The 22,146-nt window shown below is 67.0% G+C and carries 18 protein-coding genes; all 18 read right to left on the reverse strand.

All coding sequences use genetic code 11. The annotated features are described in order from the left end of the window. Window positions 1-161: 161 nt before the first annotated feature. Complete coding sequence (locus E4L98_RS19770) at window positions 162-962, reverse strand: enoyl-CoA hydratase family protein (RefSeq protein WP_135203262.1); 801 nt, start codon at window positions 960-962, stop codon at window positions 162-164. Beyond that, window positions 959-1,444: a MarR family winged helix-turn-helix transcriptional regulator gene (locus E4L98_RS19775; RefSeq protein WP_135203263.1), complete on the reverse strand. Its 486-nt coding sequence runs from the start codon at window positions 1,442-1,444 to the stop codon at window positions 959-961. Before E4L98_RS19775 ends, E4L98_RS19770 begins: the two co-directional genes overlap by 4 nt. A gap of 9 nt (window positions 1,445-1,453) precedes the next feature. Beyond that, the gene (locus E4L98_RS19780) at window positions 1,454-3,766 is read right to left on the reverse strand and encodes a bifunctional salicylyl-CoA 5-hydroxylase/oxidoreductase (protein ID WP_135203264.1); all 2,313 of its coding nucleotides are present in this window, start codon (window positions 3,764-3,766) and stop codon (window positions 1,454-1,456) included. Beyond that, window positions 3,763-5,367 (reverse strand): AMP-binding protein, encoded by a 1,605-nt coding sequence (locus tag E4L98_RS19785; RefSeq protein WP_135203265.1) that lies wholly within the window; start codon window positions 5,365-5,367, stop codon window positions 3,763-3,765. Before E4L98_RS19785 ends, E4L98_RS19780 begins: the two co-directional genes overlap by 4 nt. Before the next feature lie 80 nt (window positions 5,368-5,447). Further along, window positions 5,448-6,158, reverse strand: a complete 711-nt coding sequence (locus E4L98_RS19790; RefSeq protein ID WP_135203266.1) for a response regulator — start codon at window positions 6,156-6,158, stop codon at window positions 5,448-5,450. A gap of 88 nt (window positions 6,159-6,246) precedes the next feature. Next, a complete protein-coding gene (locus E4L98_RS19795; protein ID WP_135203267.1) occupies window positions 6,247-11,115 on the reverse strand; it encodes a two-component regulator propeller domain-containing protein in 4,869 nt (1,622 codons plus the stop codon). Between the two features lie 2 nt (window positions 11,116-11,117). Then, the gene (locus E4L98_RS19800; RefSeq protein WP_135203268.1) at window positions 11,118-12,293 is read right to left on the reverse strand and encodes a patatin-like phospholipase family protein; all 1,176 of its coding nucleotides are present in this window, start codon (window positions 12,291-12,293) and stop codon (window positions 11,118-11,120) included. Between the two features lie 54 nt (window positions 12,294-12,347). Further along, on the reverse strand, window positions 12,348-14,132 hold the full coding sequence (gene ggt / locus E4L98_RS19805) for a gamma-glutamyltransferase (protein ID WP_135203269.1): 1,785 nt from the start codon (window positions 14,130-14,132) through the stop codon (window positions 12,348-12,350). 65 nt (window positions 14,133-14,197) lie between these two features. Further along, on the reverse strand, window positions 14,198-14,542 hold the full coding sequence (locus tag E4L98_RS19810) for an SMR family transporter (protein ID WP_135203270.1): 345 nt from the start codon (window positions 14,540-14,542) through the stop codon (window positions 14,198-14,200). Window positions 14,543-14,610: 68 nt separating this feature from the next. Next, complete coding sequence (locus tag E4L98_RS19815; RefSeq protein WP_135203271.1) at window positions 14,611-15,369, reverse strand: SDR family NAD(P)-dependent oxidoreductase; 759 nt, start codon at window positions 15,367-15,369, stop codon at window positions 14,611-14,613. A gap of 39 nt (window positions 15,370-15,408) precedes the next feature. Continuing rightward, a complete protein-coding gene (locus tag E4L98_RS19820; RefSeq protein ID WP_135203272.1) occupies window positions 15,409-16,098 on the reverse strand; it encodes a YjjG family noncanonical pyrimidine nucleotidase in 690 nt (229 codons plus the stop codon). Window positions 16,099-16,208: 110 nt separating this feature from the next. Further along, complete coding sequence (locus E4L98_RS19825) at window positions 16,209-16,649, reverse strand: hypothetical protein (RefSeq protein ID WP_135203273.1); 441 nt, start codon at window positions 16,647-16,649, stop codon at window positions 16,209-16,211. A gap of 72 nt (window positions 16,650-16,721) precedes the next feature. Then, complete coding sequence (locus tag E4L98_RS19830) at window positions 16,722-17,606, reverse strand: class I SAM-dependent methyltransferase (protein WP_229257480.1); 885 nt, start codon at window positions 17,604-17,606, stop codon at window positions 16,722-16,724. A 224-nt stretch (window positions 17,607-17,830) separates the two neighbouring features. Then, a complete protein-coding gene (locus E4L98_RS19835; protein ID WP_135203274.1) occupies window positions 17,831-19,879 on the reverse strand; it encodes a sodium-translocating pyrophosphatase in 2,049 nt (682 codons plus the stop codon). 155 nt (window positions 19,880-20,034) lie between these two features. After that, window positions 20,035-20,691: an adenylate kinase gene (gene adk, locus E4L98_RS19840; protein WP_135203275.1), complete on the reverse strand. Its 657-nt coding sequence runs from the start codon at window positions 20,689-20,691 to the stop codon at window positions 20,035-20,037. 175 nt (window positions 20,692-20,866) lie between these two features. Further along, complete coding sequence (kdsB, locus tag E4L98_RS19845; RefSeq protein WP_135203276.1) at window positions 20,867-21,613, reverse strand: 3-deoxy-manno-octulosonate cytidylyltransferase; 747 nt, start codon at window positions 21,611-21,613, stop codon at window positions 20,867-20,869. A 2-nt stretch (window positions 21,614-21,615) separates the two neighbouring features. Next, window positions 21,616-21,792, reverse strand: coding sequence for a Trm112 family protein (locus tag E4L98_RS19850; protein ID WP_008446346.1), 177 nt, complete (start codon window positions 21,790-21,792; stop codon window positions 21,616-21,618). After that, the coding region (locus tag E4L98_RS19855; protein WP_205746784.1) for a tetraacyldisaccharide 4'-kinase at window positions 21,773-22,146 on the reverse strand (374 nt) is incomplete at its 5' end. The genes E4L98_RS19855 and E4L98_RS19850, both read right to left, overlap by 20 nt.

A 22,146-nucleotide genomic window follows, 5' to 3' on the forward strand; every position in this document is an offset into this window, starting at 1 on the left:
GGCCTGCCGCACCAGCTGGCGGCAGGCCGCATCGACCCCGTCGCGCGTGACCGCATGCGGCGCCTGCGCCAGGTGCTGCGCGGCCCAGGCGTCCAGCGCCCGCTCCAGCTGCGCGTGGCGCGCTTCGAAGAACGGCCACTGCAAATAGGTCTTGTCGCTCATCAGTCGCCCTCGAATTGCGGTTTTTCCCTGGCCACGAAGGCATGATAGGCGCGGTGGAAGTCCTTGGTCATCATGCAGATGGCCTGCGCCTGCGCTTCCGCCTCGATCGCTTCATCGACGCCCATGTTCCATTCCTGCTGCAGCATCTTCTTGGTCATGCCGTGGGCGAAGGTCGGCCCGTCGGCCAGACCATGCGCGAAGCTGTGCGCGGCCGCCAGCAGATCTTCCGGCGCCCGCAGGCTGTTGAAGAAGCCCCAGCGCTCGGCCTCCTCGCCCGACATCGACCGTCCCGTGTACAGCAGCTCGGCCGCGCGGCCCTGGCCGATCACGCGCGGCAGCAGCGCGCAGGCGCCCATGTCGGCGCCGGCCAGGCCGACGCGCGTGAACAGGAAAGCCGTCTTGCTGCGCGCCGTGCCGAGGCGGATGTCGGACGCCAGCGCCAGGATCGCGCCGGCGCCGGCGCACACGCCGTCCACCGCCGCCACGATGGGCTGCGGGCAGGCGCGCATGGCTTTCACCAGGTCGCCGGTCATGCGCGTGAAGTCCAGCAGTCCCGGCATGTCCAGTTTGGTCAGCGGGCCGATGATCTCGTGCACGTCGCCGCCGGAGCAGAAATTGTCGCCGGCGCCGGTCAGCACCACCGCCTTGATCTCCTTGGCGTAGACCATGGCGCGGAACAGGTCGCGCAGCTCGGCATACGACTCGAAGGTCAGCGGATTCTTGCGCTCCGGCCGGTTCAGGGTCAGCGTCGCCACGCCGTCCCCGAGTTCATACAGGAAGTGGCTGGCCTGGTAGTTCATGGCGCCTCCCGGTCCAGCTGCAGCTTCATCGCCGACAGCATCTCGATCAACTGCGCCTTGTCGGCGCCGGACACGCCACGCAGCAGTTCCTCGATCCAGCCCTCGTGCACGGCCGCCATGGTGGCGAAGGCCTTGCGGCCGGCCGCCGTCAGTTTGACGCTGTAGGCGCGGCCGTCCTTGGGGTCGGGTACCCGCACCACCAGCTTTTCCTGTTCCAGCTGGTCGGTGATGCCGGTGATGTTGCCGCCGGTGACCATCATCCGTTTGGACAGCTCGCCCATGCGCAGTCCCTGCGGGTGGCGCTCCAGCTGCGCCATCAGGTCGAAGCGCGGCAGCGTGATGCCGAAGGTGGCGCGCAGGCGGCTGCGGATCTCGTTCTCGATCTTCACCGTGCACGACAACATGCGCAGCCACAGTTTCAGCGACTGGTGGTGATCCTGCGTCAGGCGGCTGGCCAGGTCCAGCTGTTCTTCATCTTCCATACATTCCTCTTAATTTCCCGCCGCGCGCTCGCGTTCCAGGTTGCGTTCCAGTTGCTGCTTGCCCGCCAAGTACTGTTTCGGCCACGCTACCGCCTTATAACCGATACGCGCCGCTTCCGCCAGCGTCCACGCCGGATTGGCCAGATGCGGACGGCCCACCGCGCACAAATCGGCGCGGCCGGCGGCGATGATGCCGTTGACGTGATCGGCCTCGTAAATCGCGCCGACCGCGATGGCGCCGATGCCGGCCTCGTTGCGGATGCGGTCCGCGAACGGGGTCTGGAACATGCGCCCGTACACCGGCTTCTCGCGCTTGCTGACCTGGCCCGACGAGCAGTCGATCATGTCGGCGCCGGCGGTCTTGAACAGGCGCGCGATCCGCACCGCCTCGTCCGGCGTGATGCCGCCCTCCACCCAGTCGTGCGCCGACAGGCGCACGCTCATCGGCTTGTGCGACGGCCACACGGCGCGCATGGCCGCGAACACGCGCAGCGGATAGCGGCAGCGGTTTTCCAGGCTGCCGCCGTATTCGTCCTGGCGCCGGTTGGTCAGCGGTGAGATGAAGGACGACAGCAGATAGCCGTGCGCGCAGTGCAATTCGACCCAGTCGAAGCCCGCTTCGTCGGCGGCCAGCGTGGCGCGCACGAAATCGTCCTGCACCCGGTCCATGTCGGCCGCGGTCATTGCGCGCGCCAGCTGCGACACGCCCTCCAGATACTGCTGCGGGGATGCCGAGATCAGCGGCCAGTTGTCCCGCTCCAGCGGCTGGTCGATGCCGTCCCACATGGCGCGGGTGGAGCCCTTGGCGCCGGCGTGGCCCAGTTGCAGCGCGATGGCCGCATCGGTGTACTGGTGGACGAAATCGACGATACGCTTCCATGCCTGCGTATGCCCGGGCGCATACATGCCCGGGCAGTACGGCGTGATGCGGGCATCGGCGGAGACGCAGGTCATTTCGGCGAACACCAGCGCCGCGCCACCCATGGCGCGCGCGCCCAGGTGCGCCAGATGATAGTCGCCGGCGACACCGTCGACGGCGCTGTACTGCGCCATCGGCGACACCAGTACGCGGTTTTTCAGCGTCAGGCCGCGCACCTTGAACGGCGTGAACATCGGCGGCGCGCCGTGCGCCGGCACGCCGGCCTGCGCGGCGGCATGCTGCGCGTACCAGCGTTCGTAGTCCGCCACATAGACGGGATCGCGCAGGCGCAGGTTTTCGTGCGACAGGCGCTGACTGCGTGTCAGCATCGAATAGGCGAACTGCGGCGCCGCCAGCGCCGAGTAGCGCTCCACGTTCTCGAACCATTCCATGGAATTGCGCGCGGCGTTCTGCAGCTTGAGCACTTCCACCGAGCGCGCGTCCTCGTACGCCTGCAGGGCGGACGCCATGTCGGCATCGCGGGCCAAGCAACGTGCCAGCTCGATCGCGTCCTCCAGCGCCAGCTTGGTGCCCGAGCCGATCGAGTAATGCGCGCTGTGGGCGGCGTCGCCCATCAGCACCACCGGCACCGCGCCGTTCCAGTGCACCCAGCGGCCGCAGACGATGCGCGGGAACCTGATCCACATCGCCGAGCCGCGCAGGTGCGCGGCGTTCGACATCAGCTTGTGGCCGTCCAGCTGTTCGGCGAACAGGCGTTCGCAGAAGGCGATAGCCTCGTCCTGGCTCATGTCCTCCAGGCCGGAAGCGCGCCACACCGGTTCCGGCGTCTCGACGATGAAGGTCGAGGTGTCGGCGTCGTACTGGTAGATGTGGGCCTGGAACCAGCCGTGCTCCGTCTGTTTGAAGGCAAAGGTGAAGGCGTCGAACTTCTTGCGCGTGCCGAGCCAGACGAAGCGGCAGTGGCGCTGGTCGATGCGCGGCTGGTAGCTGTCGGCGTAACGCGCGCGTATGCGGCTGTTCAGGCCATCGGCGGCGATCACCAGGTCGGCGCCATGACGCGCCGCCAGTTCCTGGTCGTCGGTGACTTCGGTTTCGAACACCAGCGCCACGCCCAGCTGCTCGCAGCGGTGCTGCAGGATGTTGAGCAGGTGCTTGCGCCCGATGCCGCTGAAGCCATGGCCGCCCGAGCTGATCTTCTGCCCCTTGAAGAACACGTCGATATCGTCCCAGTGGTTGAACGAGGCGCGGATCGCGCGCGCGGTCGGTTCGTCGGCCACCACCAGGTTGCCCAGCGTCTGGTCGGAAAACACCACGCCCCAGCCGAACGTGTCGTACGGCCGGTTGCGTTCCACCACCGTGATGCGGTGCGCCGGGTTCTGCTTCTTCATCAGCAGCGCGAAATACAGGCCGGCCGGACCGCCGCCTAGGCACAGGATATTCATAGCTCTCCGCGCAGTTTGAATCGTTGCAGCTTGCCGGTCTCGGTACGCGGCAAGGCCTTGAGGAAGCGGATCGACCGCGGATATTTGTACGGCGCGATCTGCTGCTTGACGAAGTCCTGCAGCTGCACCGCCAGTTCCGGCGACGCTTCCACACCGCCGCGCAGCACCACGTGCGCCTCGACGATCTGCCCGCGCTCCTCGTCCTCGCGGCCGATCACGCCGCACTCCGCCACCGCCGGATGGCGCAGCAAGGCGTCCTCCACTTCCGGTCCGGCGATATTGTAGCCGGCCGAGATGATCATGTCGTCGGTGCGCGAGCGGTAGTAGAAATAGCCGTCGGCGTCCATCTCGTAGGCGTCGCCGGTCAGGTTCCAGCCATCGAGCACGTAGTCGCGCTGGCGTTCGTCGGCCAGGTAGCGGCAGCCGGTCGGCCCCTTCACCGCCAGCCGCCCGATCACGCCCGGCCCCACCGGCCGGCCGTTGAAATCCAGGATGCAGGCCTGATAGCCCGGCACCGGCTTGCCGGTGGCGCCGGAGCGCACCTGCTCGCCCGCGGCGGAAATGAAAATGTGCAGCAGCTCGGTCGCGCCTATGCCGTCTATCATCTGCAGCCCGGTGGCCTGGCGCCAGGCTTCGCGCGTGGCCGGCGGCAGCGTCTCGCCGGCCGACACGCTGGCGCGCAGGCTGGCGAGATCAAAGCGCCCCGCCATGGCGGCCATCTGGCGGTATGAGGTCGGCGCGGTGAAGCACACCGTCGCGCGGTGCGTCTGGATCGCCTCCAGCAGCGTTTCCGGCGTCAGCTTTTCCAGCAGCACGGCGGTGGCGCCCACGCGCAGCGGGAACAGCAGCAGGCCGCCCAGGCCGAAGGTGAACGCCAGCGGCGGCGTGCCGATGAAGACGTCGTCCGCCCGCGTGCGCAGTACCGAGCGCGGGAAGCAGTCGCAGATCACCATCATGTCGCGGTGGAAGTGCATGGTGCCCTTGGGGACGCCGGTGGTGCCGGAAGTGAAGCCGATCAGGCAGACGTCATCGGCCGAGCTGTCGACCGCGTCGAAATGCGCCGGCTGCGCCGCCATCATTCGCTCCAGCGCGGCGCCGCCGAAGTACACCGTGTTGGCACGCGCGGCGGCTGGCAGGTCGGCCGCTTCCAGCTCGGCGCGCAGGCTGTCGGCGCACAGCACCGCGTTCACCTGCGCCTTGCCGGCGATCGCCGTCAGTTCGCGCGCGCGCAGCAGCGGCATGGTCGGCACCGCGATCAGTCCGGCCTGTATCACCGCCAGGATGCAGGCCGCCATCATCGGCGTGTTGGCGCCGCGCAGCAGCACGCGGTTGCCGCTCTCCAGGCCCATCGGACCGCGCAGCACATGGGCGATGCGCGCCACCTGCCCGCGCAGCTGCGCATACGTCCATTCCCCTTGCGCGCCGCGCAGCGCCACGTGTTCCGCCGCGCCGGCGCGCAGCAGCACATCGGCGCAGTTCAGACGCGGCGGGTACTGCAGTTCGGGCAGGTCTAAGCGGATCTCGGGCCACAGCGCCTGCGGCGGCAGGTGATCGCGGGCGAAGGTGTCGGTGTAAGCGCTTGGTGCCAATGGTGTGTTCATGGTCGCCCTGAAGTTGAAAGTCTGGAGATCCACAGCTCTGCGTCACGCTGGAGATACTTTAAACTTAAACCAACCCGGCATCAAGCGTTCTGGTTGACCAGCCCGGACTGGCGCATCACGGCGCGCACCACGTCGACCAGCACCGCCTGCACCGCCTCGTTGGACAGCTGGCCCGGCGCGATGCTCTTCAGCGCGGCGGCGGCGCCGTGCAGGCCGAGGGTGACGCAGCCGGCATGCAGGCGGTCGAGGCGGGCCTGGGCTTCCTGCTGTGCGCCGCGGCCGAGCATGCTTTCAAGGTCGGTGGCGGCGGCGTTCAGCTGATTGTGGAAACCGTTCAGGTACACCAGCAGCCGTTCGGCGTTGATGCCCAGCCGGCGCAGCGTGTCGGCCGGCGCTTCCGCTTCGTGCCCGGAGCCATTGGCGGCCTGGTCGAGGAAACCGTTCAGATGCACGCGCACCTGATCGGCCTGGAACGGCTTGACGATGTAGCCGGTCGCGCCGGCCTGGGTCGCCTCTTCCACCGTGTCCTTGTCGTTGGCCGAGGTGACCAGCACGAACGGCATGCCGGCCAGTTCGGGATTCGCCTTCACGCGCAGCAGCAGCTCCATGCCGGACATGCGCGGCATGCGCAGATCGCAAAAGCAAATCGCCGGCCGCAAACCCTGTTCCAGCTGCTGCCAGGCGTCGGCGCCGTCCTCCGCCTCCACGATGTCGAATTTGCCGCAGCTGTCGATCAGGTGCATCAGCACCATGCGCGAAACGACGTCGTCGTCTACTACCAGAACTTTCATGTGACTCCTTGTGCGCGGTACGGCACTTAGTGATGATATTACATCAAGATGCGGGGCTTGCAACGTCCAGGACATAAAAGATTACGCCTTACGGCCTGCTAGCCGCCCGCACCTGCGCCAGCAGGCGGCGCAGCTGCGGTAGCGCCGCTTCCAGCTGGGCCCAGTTGCCGTGGTCCGCTTCCAGTTCCAGGTCGCCGCACAGGGCCTGCAGTTCCTGTTCTTCCAGATAGCCGGCGCTGCCTTTCATGCCGTGCAGCAGGCGCCCCGCGGCGTCGCGGTCGCGCTGCGCCAGCGCCCGTTCCAGATCGGCCATGCGCAACGGCGCATCCTGGTTGAAGGCGCTGCGCAGGCGCGACTTCAGATCGTTGCCGCCGCTGTGCTGCGTCAGACGCGAGGTTTCCAGCGCGGCCGGCGCCACGCCGAACATTTCGTCCAGCTCCGCCGTGCCGATGGCGGGATCGCGGCGCGGCTGCATCGGCGGCAGCTGGAAGCCGCGCTGCAACTGACGCTCAATCGCGCGGCTTAACTGGAAGTGCAGCTTGTCCTCGTCGATCGGCTTGGTGAGGAAATCGTCCATGCCGGCCGCCAGGTAGCGGCTGCGGTCTTCTTCGCTGGCGTTGGCGGTCAGCGCGATGATCATCAGTTCCTGGTCGCGCACCGGCGCCCCGTCGGGGCCACCGGAGCGGATCAGGCGCGTGGCGCTGGCGCCGTCCAGCTCCGGCATGCGGCCATCCATCAGGATCAGATCGTAGCGCGTCAGCGCGCAGGCCTTGACCGCCAGCGCGCCGTTGGCGGCGATGTCCACCTTGTGGCCCAGGTCTTCCAGCATCATGCGGATGATGATCTGGTTGGTCGGATAGTCTTCCGCGCACAGCACCTTGAGCTGATGGCTGTGCGGCTCGCGCGGCACATGCGGCACCACCGGCGGCGCCACGCCGTTCGGCAGCGGCAGCTCGAAGATGAAGGTGCTGCCCTGGCCCGGCGCGCTGACGGCGCTGATGGCGCCGCCCATCAGCTCCACCAGCTGGCGGCAGATCGCCAGTCCCAGGCCGGTGCCGCCGTAGCGGCGCGTGGTCGAGGCGTCGGCCTGTTCGAACTGCTGGAACAGGCGCGGTATCGCCTCCGGCTCGATGCCGATGCCGGTGTCGGTGACGCTGAAGCGGATGCGGTTGTGACGCGCGTCGTCCTCGTCGCCGGCGGCCGGCACGCGTTCGACACGCATGCGCACCGCGCCGTGGCGGGTGAACTTGAAGGCATTGCCGACCAGGTTGACCAGCACCTGGCGCAGCCGCGTCGGATCGCCGACCACGAACTGCGGCAGGTCGCTGCCGAACTCCAGGCTGAAGCCGATGCTGTGCGCCGCCGCCTGTTCCTCGAACAGCGCCACCACGTTCTCCACCGCCGCCGACAGCGAGAAGTCGATATTCTCGATCGACAGCTTGCCGGCCTCGATCTTGGAGAAGTCCAGCAGGTCGTTGATGATGGCCAGCAGCGACTGCGCATTGGCCTGGCCGCGCAGGATCTGCGCGCGCGTGGCCGCCGCCAGCTGCGGATCGCGCAGCGCGAAGCCGAGCATGCCGATCACGCCGGCCAGCGGGGTGCGCATCTCGTGACTCATGTTGGCCAGGAACTCGGACTTCTGGCGGGTGGCGTCTTCCGCCTTGTGCTTGGCGTGGCGCAGTTGATCGCGCGTCAGGCGCAGGGTCTGCAGCGCGTCGGCCAGCTGATGGTAGGCGCGGGCGTTTTCCAGCCCGGCCGCGGCGTGCGAGGCCAGCGTCTGCAGCATGTCCATGTGCACCTGCTGATAGGCGTTGCGCTCCGGGCTCTGCACGCTGAGCAGGCCGATCACGCGATCGCCGACGATCAGCGGTGCGTACATCAGCGAGTGCGCGGCGGCCACCGGCTGGCCGTCCTCGCGCTTGCAGGCCACCAGGTTGTCCAGGCCGGAGGCCTCCATGTAGGCGCCGTATTCGCGTTCGAAATCGTTGATGAAGACCGGCTGGCGGTGGGTGACGCACCACACTGCCAGCTGGTTGGGCTGGTCCATGCAGCGCTGGTAGGGCAAGGCGCGCACGCCGCCTTCGACGGCGAACGGGAAGTCGATCACGCCATCCTCCTCGCGCAGGAAGCCGATACCGAAGATGTGCGCGTTCATCAGATGATGGACGTGGCGGTACAGCGTCCGCATGGTGGTTTCCATGTCCAGCGTGGCGCTCATCTCGCGTCCCAGTTCGCTCAGCACCGAGATGTTGCGGTGCGCCTGCTCCACCTCCTCCTTCTGCCGCTCGGTATCGAGGCGGCGCTGCTCGGCCTCGGCGCGCTGGGCCTCCGCTTCCACCCGGCGCCGCTCCAGCTCCTGCTTCTGCAACTGCAGCTGCCGGTTCTTGAATTCGATTTCCGCCGTGCGCGCGCCGACCAGCTGCTCCAGGCGCAGCTGCTGGTGACGCAGCGCGCGCACCCGCGCGTGGTAGACCGCGTAGGCCGCGCCCAGCGCCGCCAGCATCATCAGGAAGCGGAACCACCAGGTCTTCCAGAACGGCGGCAGGATGGTGATCTGCAGCGAGGCGGCGTTGTCGTTCCAGACGCCATCCTTGTTGGCGGCCTTGACGCGGAACACGTAGCGGCCGGGGTCGAGGTTGGTGTAGGTGGCGAAGCGCTTGCTGGAATCGGTCACCACCCAGTCCTGGTCGAAGCCCTGCAGCTGGTAGGCGAAGCGGTTGCGCTGCGGCGCCGCGTAGTGCAGCGCCGCGAATTCCAGCGAGAACACCGAATCGGCATCGGGCAGCGTCAACGCGGCGGTGTGCTCGATCGCGGTCTTCAGCACGTCGGCGTGCTCGCCCTGCCCCGGCCGCACCGATTTGTTGAAGATCTGCAGATCGGTGATCACCACCGGCGGCGGCACGCGGTTTTCATGCACCTCGGCCGGCGCGAACGTGGTGATGCCGTTGAAGCCGCCGAAGTACAAGGTGCCGTCGGCCGCGCGCAGCGCCGCGCCGTCAAAGTAGGCGCCTTCGATGGTGCCGTCGGCGCCGCTGTAGTTGCGCACCAGCCCGCTGCCCAGGTTGAGGCGCGTGAGCCCGCTGTTGGTGCTCATCCACAGATTGCCGGCGTCGTCCGGCAGGATGGCGGCGATGGCGTCGTCGGCGATGCCGTCCTTGCGCAGGTAGCGGCGGAAGCGGATGCGGCCATCGGCCGTCTCCTCCATGCGGTTCAGGCCCGCCGCCGTGCCGACCCAGATGGTGCCGTCGGCCGCTTCGTACAGGTTGTGCACCTCGTCGTGACTGAGGCTGGACGGATCGGCCGCGTCGCGGCGGAAGTGGCGGAACTTGCCGCTCTTGCGGTCCAGCAGGTCGAGGCCATTGAAGGTGCCTATCCACAGCCGGCCCTTGCGGTCCTCCAGGATGGGCCGCACCACATTGTCGGACAGGCTGTCCGCATCGGCCGGATCGTGGCGGTAGGTGTGCACTTCCATGGTGCGCGGGTCGAGCCGGTGCAGGCCGCCACGCGAGGCGATCCACAGCAGTCCGGCGCGGTCGCCGACGATGTTGCGGATGGTGTCGCTGGCCGGATCGCCGCGCACGAAGGACAGCGCGCGGATCGCGCCGGTGGCCAGGTCGAGGTGGTTGACGCCGGCCTGGCTGCCCAGCCACAGGTTGCCGTCCGCCGCGCGCCACAGCGCGGTGACGATGTCGTTGCTGATGCTGTTGGCACGGCGCGGATCGTGGCGCCACACCTTGCTGCGGCCGCTGGCGGGGTCGTACAGATTCAGGCCGGCGGCGCTGCCCAGCCACAGCTTGCCCTGGCCGTCCGGCAGGATGGCGCGGATCTTGTTGTCCGACAGCGAATCGGCATCGTCGGCCTGGCGCACGATGCGCGCGAAGCCGCCGCTGCCGGTGTCGACGCGGCTGACGCCATCGTTCCAGGTGCCGACCCAGAAAGTGCCGACGCGGTCGCGGAACAGCGCCGAGATCTGGTTGTCCGCCACGCTGTGGGTGTCGTTGACCTGATGGCGGTACTGCACCAGCCGTTGCTCGTCCGGCAGCCAGCGGAACAGCCCATCGGCCAGCGAGCCGACCCACAGCAGTCCCTCGGTATCCTCGTACAGCGCGGTGATGCTGACGCCCGGCTGCAGTCCCTCGCGCGCGCCCAGGCGCCGGCGCTGCGGCTCCGCGCCCTGCAGCCGCCATTGTTCCAGGCCGCCCTGGGTGCCGACCCACAGCGTCTGCTTGCGGTCGACCTGCAGCGCCACCACCGAATTGAACTTGCTGTCGCCGCCGGCGTCCAGCGCGTAGTGGCGGAAGCGCGTGGCGCCCGGCGCCAGCATGTCCAGGCCGGAGGCGGTGCCGACCCACAGGCGGCCGGCGGCGTCGCGCGCCAGCGCGGTCACGTTGTCGTTGGCCAGGCTGCCGGCATCGGCCGGATCGTGGTGCCAGCTGGGGTGGCGCTGGCCTTCGGCGCCGAAGTGGTGCAAGCCGTCGGCGCTGGCGATCCACAGTCCGCCTTCGCCGTCGTCCTCGATGGCGCGCACGTGACGGTTGCCGTTGCCGCGCTGCGCCGACTCGCCGGGCTGAAAATGGGTGAAGCTGCGGGTGACGGCATCGTAGCGATCGAGGCCGCCGTCGGTGCCCACCCACAGCCGGCCGGCGCGGTCCAGGTGCAGCACGCGCACCCAGTTGTCGGCCAGGCTGCTGGGATCGGAGACGGCGCTCTTGTAGTTGATGGTACGGTAGCCGTCGTAGCGCGTCAGACCGGCCTGGGTGCCCAGCCAGATGAAGCCCTGGCGGTCCTGGGCGATGGCCAGCACCGATTCCTGCGCCAGCCCGTGTTCGACGCTGAGCTGCTCGAAGCGCAGCGTGCGCGGCGGCGCCCCGGCCGACGCCGCGGCGGCCCACAGCATCAGCACGGGCAACAGCGCCGGCAACAGCATCCGGCGGCAAAGACGGTTCAGGCGCGACATGGTCAGGATTCGAAAAAGGCCAGCACGTCGGCGCGGCGCGCCTGGGTGTCGCGCTGGCCGAGGCGTATCAGCTCGCAGGTGTAGGTGGATTCGAACAGCAGATAGGACGCCAGCGCGGCGCCGCGCGCCTCGGTCGCGCCTATGCCGGACAGCATGGCGCGGATCGGCGCCGGCAGGCTGGCGATATGGCGGGTGGCGATATCGTCCAGCCGTTCCGACGGCGCGATCACCAGCAGCTTGACGGGCCGCAGCGGCGTCTGTTCCAGGTACTCGGCCGGCAGCAGCGACAGGGTGCGGTTGATGCGCTCCAGCCGTTCGATGTCGACCGCCAGGCCGTCCAGGAAGATCGAGGACAGCGCGTGGCCGGCGATCTGCGCCAGGCTGGGGTAGCGCGCGGCGTTCTTTTCGGCGGCGCTGCGCGGCGGTTCGGTCAGGCGGCCGGCGCCCACCACCAGCACCTTGCTGGCGCCCAGGTGAATCGCCGGCGAGATCGGCGCCAGCTGGCGCATCGAGCCGTCGCCGCAGTATTCGCGGTGGCCGCCCATGTACAGCGGCGTGGCCGGGAAAATGAAGGGGATCGCCGACGACGCCAGCAGGTGCTCGACGCCGATCTGGTCGGGCAGCGCCAGGCGCTGCGTGCGCACCCACGGCACGATCTCGGACGCGGTCTGGTAAAACGTCAGGTGGTTGCCGGCGGTGTAGGACGAGGCGGTGACGGCCAGCGCGTGCAGCAGCCCTTCCGACAGCGCCGCGTCCAGGCGCGGCAGGTCCAGCATGCGGTGCAGCAGCCCGACCAGCGGGGTGTTATCGAGCAGCGAGGCCGGCGGCGCCGCGCGCCATTTGCGCAGCAGCCAGCCGAACGACAGCAGCGACAGCCAGCGCGCGCCGGAGCGGATCACGCCCAGCGAATCGGCGCGGTAGACCTGTTCCACCTCGATGTGCTGCCACACGTCCAGCAGCTTTTGTACGCCCTCGCCGAAGTTGTCGGCGCGGCAGGCCAGCGCGGTGGCGTTGATGGCGCCGGCCGAGGTGCCGCAGATGATCTCGAACGGATTGCGTGCCGGCGGCCAGCCCTCCTCCCACAAAATCTCCGAAATCGCCTGCAGCACCCCGATCTGGTAAGCGGCGCGTGCCCCACCGCCCGTCAGTATCAGGCCGGTTTTCTTTTGAAGTCCCATGTTACTAGATTAACAGGGTCGGCGCAGATTGGGGAAGATGTAAACATTCTAATTTCAGTCGCCCAGCACGATGCCCTCGCGGCGCGGGTCGGCGCCGCCGAACCACTCCTCCCGGCCGTTGACGGTGCGGCGCTGGATGCCCTGCAGGCCGGAGTTCTGCTCGTATTCGACGATCTGGTGGCCGCGCGCCTTCAGTTGCTCGACCACGGCGCGGCTGACGCGGCCCGCTTCCAGCTCGGTCGGACCGTTGCGGCTGCCCATGTTCGGCAGGCTGATGGCCTGCTGCACGTCCAGCCCCCAGTCCAGCGTTCCCACCAGCACCTTGGCCACGTAGTTGATGATGGCCGAACCGCCCGGCGAGCCGGTGGCCAGCACCAGCTTGTGCGTGCCCTTGTCGAACACCAGCGTCGGCGACATGGCGCTGCGCGGGCGCTTGCCCGGCTGCACGCGGTTGGCGATCGGGCCGTCCGCATCCTGCGAGGCGAACGAGAAATCGGTCAGCTGGTTGTTCAGCATGAAGCCATCCACCATCTGGCGCGCGCCGAAGGCGTCTTCCACCGAGGTGGTCATCGACAGGCCGCCGCCGAACTGGTCGACCGCCACCAGGTGCGAGGTGGACGGCTTCTGGATCGCGTTGTCGGTGCCCCAGGCCACCTGCATGGTGTCCGGCGTGCCGTATTTCGCGCGGCCCATGGAGCGCTCGCCGATCAGCGCCGCGCGCTGTTTCAGGTAGCCCTTGTCCAGCATGGCGCCGATGCCCTTGCCGGGCAGTGGCACGAAGTCGGTGTCGGCCACGTAGCGGTCGCGGTCGGCGTAGGCCAGGCGTCCGGCCTCGCTGAACAGGTGGATGCCGTCGGCGCTCAGCTGGCCGCCGTTAAGCTGCGGCTTGTACGGGCTGATGTCCTTCACTTCGAGGATGCCCAGCATCTGCGCGATGGCGATGCCGCCCGACGATGGCGGCGGCGCGCCGCACACGGTCCACTGCTTGTAGTCGCTGCACACCGGATCGCGCTCCTTGGCGCGGTAGCCGGCGATGTCGGCGGCGGTCAGCTCGCCCGGATTGGTCGGATGCGAGGCCACCTTGGCGGCGATGTCGCGGGCGATGTGGCCCTGGTAAAAGGCGTCGGCGCCGCCGTCGGCGATTTCGCGCAGGGTGCGGCCCAGCTCCGGGTTTTTCAGCAGATAGCCGACCGGGCGCGGTTTGCCGTCGGCGTCGTAGAAATAGGCGCGCGCGGTGGGGTCGCGCATCAGGTATTTGTCGTAGGAGATCAGCGCGTTCAGGCGCGGGCTGACGGCAAAGCCGCCTTCCGCCAGCTGGATCGCCGGCTGGAACAGCGTCTTCCACGGCAGTTTGCCATGCTGCTTGTGCGCCAGCTCCAACATGCGCAGCACGCCGGGCGCGCCGGTCGAGCGGCCGCCGACGATGCCCTCGGCGCGCGACACCGGCTTGCCGTTCTGGTCCTGGAACAGGTGTTCGTCGGCGGCGGCGGGCGCGGTTTCGCGGCCGTCGTAGGATTGCACGCGCTGGCCGTCGGCGTACAGCAGGAAGGAACCGCCGCCGATGCCCGACGATTGCGGCTCCACCAGCGTCAGCACCATCTGCATGGCGATGGCCGCGTCAATGGCGGCACCGCCCTGCTTCAGCATCTGGTAGCCGGCCTGGGTGGCCAGCGGATTGGCCGCGGCCACCATGAATTTTTGCGAGGATTTGCCGGCTTTGGCGTTGTAGCCGGTGGCGATTTCCGGCGCGGCGTCCGGGGTGGTGCGTTGCGCGTGCACCGGCGCGTGCAGCGCGCCGAGGATGGCGAAGCTCAGCGCCAGGGTCTTCAAACGATACATGGACTCTCCAGGGACAAGGCACCCTGCATCGTACACGAAATCGTGTAAACGGTATTACCGCGGCATTAGCGGGCCATCACGAATGCGCCGGAGGCGATCAGCAGCATGCCGGCGATCTTGGTCGGCGTCATGGCCTCTTGCAGCAGGACGCTGCCGGCCAGCGCCACCAGCGCCATGGTGATCGCGGTCATCACCGGATAGGCCAGGCTGATTTGCAGCTTCTGCAGCGCCACCGAATAGCAGACGAAGCCCAGCACATAGGTGGTGACCGCGCCGCCCAGCCACATCAAACGGGTCAGGTTGATGCCATTGCCGCCGTAGACGCTGGAGAGCTTGATCAGATAGGTGGCGGCGGCGCTGGCGACGGACGCCAGCGCACACCACAGAAAGCCTGCGAAAGTTGGATTCATAGAGCGTGAAAGTGAGGGGTGGGAATCTTGTTTTTCTGATTATACTACGCCCACCGTCCCCGCCCCGTTCACTTTGCTTGCATGCGGATAGCGCCGTCGAGGCGGATGGTTTCACCGTTCAGCATCGGGTTCTCCAGAATGGCGCGCGCCAGCTGGGCGTATTCGGCCGGCTTGCCCAGGCGCGGCGGGAACGGCACCATGGCGCCCAGCGCGTCCTGCACTTCTTGCGGCATGCCCATCAGCATCGGCGTTTCGAAGATGCCGGGGGCGATGGTCATCACGCGGATGCCGTTGCGCGACAGGTCGCGCGCCATCGGCAGCGTCATGCCGGCCACCGCGGCCTTGGAGGCGGCGTAGGCGGCCTGGCCGATCTGGCCGTCGAACGCGGCCACCGAGGCGGTATTGATGATCACGCCGCGTTCGCCGGTGTCCAGCGGTTCGTGTTTGCTCATCGCCTCGGCCGCCAGGCGCGCCATGTTGAAGCTGCCGACCAGGTTGATGTTGACCACGCGCTGGAACAGCTCCAGCGGATGGGGGCCATCCTTGCCCACCGTCTTCGCGGCCGGCGCCACGCCGGCGCAGTTGATGATGCCGCGCAGCGTGCCTTGCCGCAGCGCGGCCGCCACCACCGCGCGGCCGTCGGCTTCCGAGGTGACGTCGCAGCGCACGAAGGCGCCGTTCAACTCGGCGGCCAGCGCCTCGCCGGCCTCGGCCTGGACGTCGGCCAGCACCACCCTGCCGCCCTGTTCCACGATCATGCGCGCGGTGGCCGCGCCCAGTCCCGACGCGCCGCCGGTGACGATGAATACATTGCCTTGAATTTGCATGTCTGTCCTCTATTCTTGGGTTTGACGTTTACGTTAACGTCATCCAATTATAGCGGGAATGATCTGCGCCAGGCGCTGCACTTCGTAGGTCGGGATGGCGGCCGAGCCGTTTGCCAGGCCGGTCGGATTGAACCAGCAGCTGTCGATGCCGAAGCGGTTGGCGCCGAGGATGTCGGCATCGAGGCGGTCGCCGACGATCACCGTTTCGGCCTTGGCGAAATAGCGCGCCATGGCGGCCGTGTAATCGAAGAAGCGGGTGTCGGGCTTGGCGTAGCCGCAGGCTTCCGAGGTCGAGATGAAGGAAATGTGGTGGCGCAGACCCGAGGCGGCGATGCGGCGGTGCTGGATCGCCGCGACGCCGTTGGTGATGATGCCGACCTCGCCGGCGGCCGCCAGCGTTTCCAGCAGCGGCAGCGCGCCGTCGATCAGCACCACGGTCTCGGCCAGCGCCTCCAGGTACAGTCGGCTGGCGGCCTCGGGGTCCAGCGCCAGCCGGTGATCGGCGAAGGTGCGGCGGAAGCGTTCGACTTTCAGAAAATCCTTGCTGACGGCGCCGGTTTCAAAGTCGCGCCACAGCGCCAGGTTGATGGCCTGATAGTGCGGGAACAGGCCGGGCGGCGTATCGGCCAGGCCCAGCGCATCCATGGTGAGCGCGAAGGAGCGTTGTTCGGAAGCCTGGAAATCCAGCAGCGTATCGTCGAGATCGAATAAAAACAGTTTATGCCTCATCCCGCGAGTGTAGCGTGAAATCCGGGGTCAGGTCTGACTTTCGGACACGAACTCTGCCGTAAGCGCGCTTACGGCTGGGTTCGTGACGCAATGGAAGACCTGACCCCGGATTAGCACTGGATGAGGCCGCCGGCCTTGGTGCAGGTTTTGCCGGACGGGGCCATCACGCCGCTGCCGACGTTGTTGTAGCGCTTGCCGTTGGCGCCGAAGCAGCCGCCGGCGTCGCAACTGGTGGCCGGCACCGGCGCCGGCGGCGCCGCCAGCGGCTGCGACGGCTTCACCGGCGGCATGCCGACTTGCGGCGCCTGTTTCACCTGCGGCATCGGCTGTATGATCTGCGGCACCGGCCGGCGCGGCATCGGCACCTGGGACGGCGCCGTACGGCACGGCTCGACCGCCAGCGATTTGCCATCCTTGGCCAAAGTGCAGACCGGCAATCTGGCGTACTCGGCGTCCGTCGCCGGCGCGCCGTCGTCCGCCCAGGCGTACTCGCACATCAGCATGCCGAACAGGAACACGGCGGTGAATGCGGCGGGTTTGGCGATGTTCATGGTCTTCCCTCCCTGTCTCCATTATTAGCAGACGCACGGTAGCAGGGAAGCCACGGAAACAATTGGTAACGCTTAGCGCCCGCGCCGCACCGTGATGCCGACCGAGGTGCAGGCATAACCGTACAGTTCCAGCTTCAGATGCGCCGGGCCGCTCTGCGGCGTCGGGCTGGCGAACGGCACCGTGTCCACATAGCCATCGAGGAAGTGGGCGTCCGGCGCAATGACAAATTGCGCCACCTCATGACCACGCGCGCGCAGCTCGGCAATCAAGGCGTCCCAATCCTTGCGGCGATACAGCACTGTCGATCCACTCTCCACCGTGGCATCGTTGGAGCTGAGGTTGAATTCGGTCGTGTGGCATGCGACGCCACCCACCTTCAGGGTCTGCTCGACGCTGTTGATGATGAAGTCCAGACCCAGCTGCAGGCTGCCCAAGTGCTCCAGCGCACACGACGACCAGCAGAAATCATAGTCGCGCAAGTCTGCATCGATGGCGTTCATGTCGCATTCGCGGAACTGCACCCGCTGGCGGAATGCCTCGGTGTCGATAATGCCGGCGTGCGGGATGGTGTCTATGGCGCTGCTGTACTGGCCGTTGCTGCTCCAGCCCTGCGCCTGGTCGACACTTTGCGGTGCATCGGTGGCAGTGACCTGCATGCCGCCCTGGGCGAACAGCGCCGGCATGCGCTCGGTGCCGACCCCGAAGCCCAGCGCACGTTTGCCGGGCGCCACCACGCCGCTGGTCTGCGCCGCGTTGACGATGTAGGCCCATTCCCAGAATTTACGGTGCAGCATCGGCGGAATCGCCATCGCGCGCGCGATGGCGCTGAAGCGCGGATGATAAAAATCCGCCGCAGAGCAGGTCGAATAGGGCATGAACGGCTGATGCGGGTCGGATTGATAAACGTCGATCGGCGGCAGGAAGATCTGGGCCGAAGCTTTTAATTTCTCCGCCATCAGCGCGTCCACGCGTTGCGAGACAATAGGCTCGGCAACACGCGAAATAATGCGCCGCAAGGCGGCGCGAGGAGATAGGGTATTAATCACGTGGAAATCTTTATGAAAAGTTCACGTGAAGATATTAAGCGCCTGCGTCTGCTCGAAATCTCGCAGATTGTCACGCGACCGCGAGTTTCGTGTAAGGAAAAGTAACAGCGGCCGCACTACGCGCTGGGTCAAGCTCAGCCCACCGCCAGCCAGCCAGTCGCCGGCAGCAGCGGTACCAGCAGCAGCGCGACGATGTTGATGATCTTGATCAGCGGATTCACCGCCGGCCCGGCCGTGTCCTTGTACGGGTCGCCGACGGTGTCGCCGGTCACCGCCGCCTTGTGCGCGTCCGAGCCCTTGCCGCCGTGGTGGCCGTCTTCGATGTATTTCTTGGCGTTGTCCCAGGCGCCGCCGCCGGTGGTCATGGAAATCGCCACGAACAGGCCGGTGATGATGGTGCCCATCAGCATGCCGCCCAGCGCGGCCGCGCCCAGCAGCATGCCGACGATGATCGGCACCACCACCGGCAGCAGTGACGGGATGATCATTTCCTTGATGGCCGAGGCGGTCAGCATGTCGACCGCCTTGTCGTACTGCGGCTTGCCGCTGCCGTCCATGATGCCCTGGATGTCGCGGAACTGGCGCCGCACCTCGACCACCACCGCGCCGGCCGCGCGCCCCACCGCTTCCATCGCCATCGCGCCGAACAGGTAGGGCACCAGGCCGCCGACGATCAGGCCGACGATCACCATCGGATTCGACAGGTCGAAGGCGATGCTGCGTCCGGCCGATTCCAGCGCGTGCGTATAGTCGGCGAACAGCACCAGCGAGGCCAGCCCGGCCGAGCCGATCGCGTAGCCCTTGGTCACGGCCTTGGTGGTGTTGCCGACCGCGTCCAGCGGGTCGGTGATGGCGCGCACCGAGTCCGGCATGCCCGACATTTCGGCGATGCCGCCGGCGTTGTCGGTGATCGGGCCGTAGGCGTCCAGCGCCACCACGATGCCGGCCATCGACAGCATGGCCGTGGCCGCGATCGCCACACCGTACAGCTGGCCCTGCTGATAGGACACCAGGATCGCCACGCACACCGCCAGCACCGGCCACGCGGTCGACTTCATCGACACGCCCAGGCCGGCGATGATGTTGGTGCCGTGGCCGGTGGTCGAGGCTTCGGCGATGTGCCTCACGGGATGAAAATCGGTGCCGGTGTAGTACTCGGTGATGTAGACCATCAGCCCGGTCAGGACGATGCCGACCACGGCGCAGCCCATCATCTTCATGCGCATGGCCTGGTCCGGCCACAGCTGCCAGGTCACCGCCGCGAAGCCGATCAGCGACAGGATCGCCGCCCACCATAGCCCGGTGTACAGCGCCGACATGATTTTCTTGCCGGGTTTGGCCTTGACCATGAAGCAACCGATGATGGAGGCAATGATGGACACCGCGCCCAGCAGCAGCGGATAGATCACCGCCGTGGTGCCCATGCCGCCCATCAGCAGCGCGCCCAGCAGCATGGTGGCGATCAGCGTCACCACATAGGTTTCGAACAGGTCGGCCGCCATGCCGGCGCAGTCGCCGACATTGTCGCCGACGTTATCGGCGATCACCGCCGGGTTACGCGGATCGTCCTCGGGAATGCCGGCCTCGACCTTGCCGACCAGGTCGGCGCCGACGTCGGCGCCCTTGGTGAAGATGCCGCCGCCCAGCCGCGCAAAAATCGAAATCAGCGAGGCGCCGAACGCCAGCCCGATCAGTGGTTCGATCACCTTGTGCAGATCGATGCCGGGCGCCACGCCGGCCGTCAGGAACACGTAGAACAGCGTCACGCCCAGCAGGCCCAGGCCGACCACCAGCATGCCGGTGATGGCGCCGCCCTTGAACGCGACTTCCAGCGCCTGGTTCATGCCCTTGGTCGCCGCCTGGGCCGTGCGCACGTTGGCGCGCACCGAGACGTTCATGCCGATGAAGCCGCAGGCGCCGGACAGCAGCGCGCCCACCAGGAAGCCGATGGCGGTACTCAGGTCGAGCAGCACGGCAATGAGTATCAGCAGCACCACGCCGACAATCGCGATGGTGCGGTACTGGCGCGCCAGGTAGGCGGCGGCGCCCTGCTGGATCGCCAGGGCGATTTCCTGCATGCGCGGGTTGCCCGCGTCCTGCCGCAAAATCCAGTTGCGCGACCATAATCCATAAACCACGGCGATGACGCCGCAGACCACTGCTAACCACAGGCTGGCTGCCATAGTGTCCCCTTGTTATGTTGATCAAGCCTTACAAACCACACTTCAACCAGCTGCTGCTTGTGGCAGCAGCTCGCGAACCTGCGAACTGCAAATCTGAAAAACGGGATGGCGCCAGCTATAAAAAAGCGGACCCTAGGTCCGCTCTACTTTACCGCTTATTGCGACAGCGCGGCAAACGCGGCGTCGCGGATCTGGTCCACCGGACCGACACCTTCGATACGGCGGTATTTCGGTGCGCCGGCTTCGCCCGTCTGCGCCCAGTTGTTGTAGTAGCTGAGCAGCACTTCGGTCTGGTTGTGATACACGTCCAGACGCTTCTTGACCACCTCGGCCTTGTCGTCGTCGCGCTGCACCAGCGGCTCGCCGGTGACGTCGTCGGTGCCTTCGACCTTGGGCGGGTTGAACTTGATGTGGTAGACGCGGCCCGAGCCCGGATGGCAGCGGCGACCGTCGATACGCTCGATGATCTGTTCGTCCGGCACGGCGATTTCCAGCACGTAATCGATGGCCACGCCGCTGTCCTTCATGGCGTCGGCCTGGGCGATGGTGCGCGGGAAGCCGTCGAACAGGTAGCCGTTCTGGCAGTCGGCCTGCTTCAGGCGGTCTTTCACCAGGCCGATGATGATGTCGTCCGATACCAGGCCGCCCGCGTCCATGACCTTCTTGGCAGCCAGGCCCAGCTCCGTGCCTTCCTTGATCGCGGCACGCAGCATATCACCAGTGGAAATTTGCGGGATGTTATATTTTTCTTTGATGAAATTAGCCTGAGTGCCCTTGCCGGCACCTGGTGCTCCTAACAGAATGAGACGCATGAAGTTTCCTAAAAACAGATATAAGGTATGGTTGGTCGGTATCGGATCGTACGAAACTTACCACAAAATGTCGTGACAACGCCACCTGACAGCCGATATACCGTATGAATATCGCACAGTTATGGACCTTATATCAGTCCTGACTGACAACTGCCTGACGTTGTTTTGATATAAATCAATAGTGCCGGCGCACGCGGGCCAGATCTTCCGGCGTATCGACTCCGGCGGCCGGGGCCGCATCGGTGACGTGCACGGCGATCGGATAACCGTGCCACAGCACGCGCAGCTGTTCCAGCGCTTCGATGCTTTCCAGCGGCGACACTGGCAGCGCCGGGTAGGCTTGCAGGAAGTCGTTGCGGTAGGCGTACAGCCCGATGTGACGCAGCGGCACGTAGCCGGCGGGCAGGTTGTCCCTGCCCTGCGCGAAGGCGTCGCGATGCCACGGGATGGTGGCGCGCGAGAAATACAGGGCACGGCCGGCCTTGTCCAGCACCACCTTCACCACGTTCGGGTTGAAGGCGCCGGCGGCGTCGTGCAGCGGATGGGCGCAGGTGGCCATCGGCACGTCGGCATCGATGCGCGCGGCGGCGGCCTGCAACAGCGCCGGGTCGATCAGCGGTTCGTCGCCCTGCAGGTTGACCACCACCGCATCGGCCGCCAGGTTCAGCGCGCGCGCCACCTCGGCGATGCGGTCGGTGCCGGACGGATGGTCGGCGCGGGTCATGATCGCTTCCACGCCGTGCGCGGCGCAGGCGGCCTGGATGTCGGCGTGGTCGGTGGCGACGATCACGCGCGCGGCGCCCGCCTGCTGCGCGCGCTCGGCCACGCGCACCACCATCGGCTTGCCGCCCAGGTCGGCCAGCGGCTTGTTCGGCAGCCGGGTCGAGGCCAGGCGCGCCGGAATGATGACGATGAACGACACTGTTACTCCGCCTTGTCCTGCAGGGTGCGGGCCTCGTCGGCCCACATGATGGGGATGCCGTCGCGGATCGGATAGGCCAGGCGGTCGCCCTTGCAGATCATTTCCTGCGCCTTTTTATCGTATTCCAGGGGGCCTTTGCAGACCGGGCAAACCAGGATATCAAGCAATCGAGCGTCCACGACATTTCTCCACAATTTGGTCGGCCAGCGCGTCGTCGAGACGCGCCGTCACCGGGACGACCCACAATCTCGGGTCGCCGCTGAGTTCTTCAATTTGCGCACATTTTACTGCATCCTTCTCGGTCATCAAGATCAGGTCGGCTTCGAGGCCGGCAAAAGGCCGGTCCTGGAAGTCGTGATGATCGGGCAAAGGCAGCTCGGTGATGCGCAGGCCGGCCGCCTTGAGCATGGCGAAAAAGCGTGCGGGGTTGCCGATGCCGGCGGCGGCGGCGATGCGCAGGCCCTCGCGGCTGGCGGCCTGCGCCAGCTCGGCCAATGGGCGCTGCCGGCTGCGGTCGCGCAGCTGTTCGGCGA

Source organism: Duganella callida (assembly GCF_004614165.1).
GTDB classification, from domain to species: Bacteria; Pseudomonadota; Gammaproteobacteria; order Burkholderiales; family Burkholderiaceae_D; genus Rugamonas; species Rugamonas callida.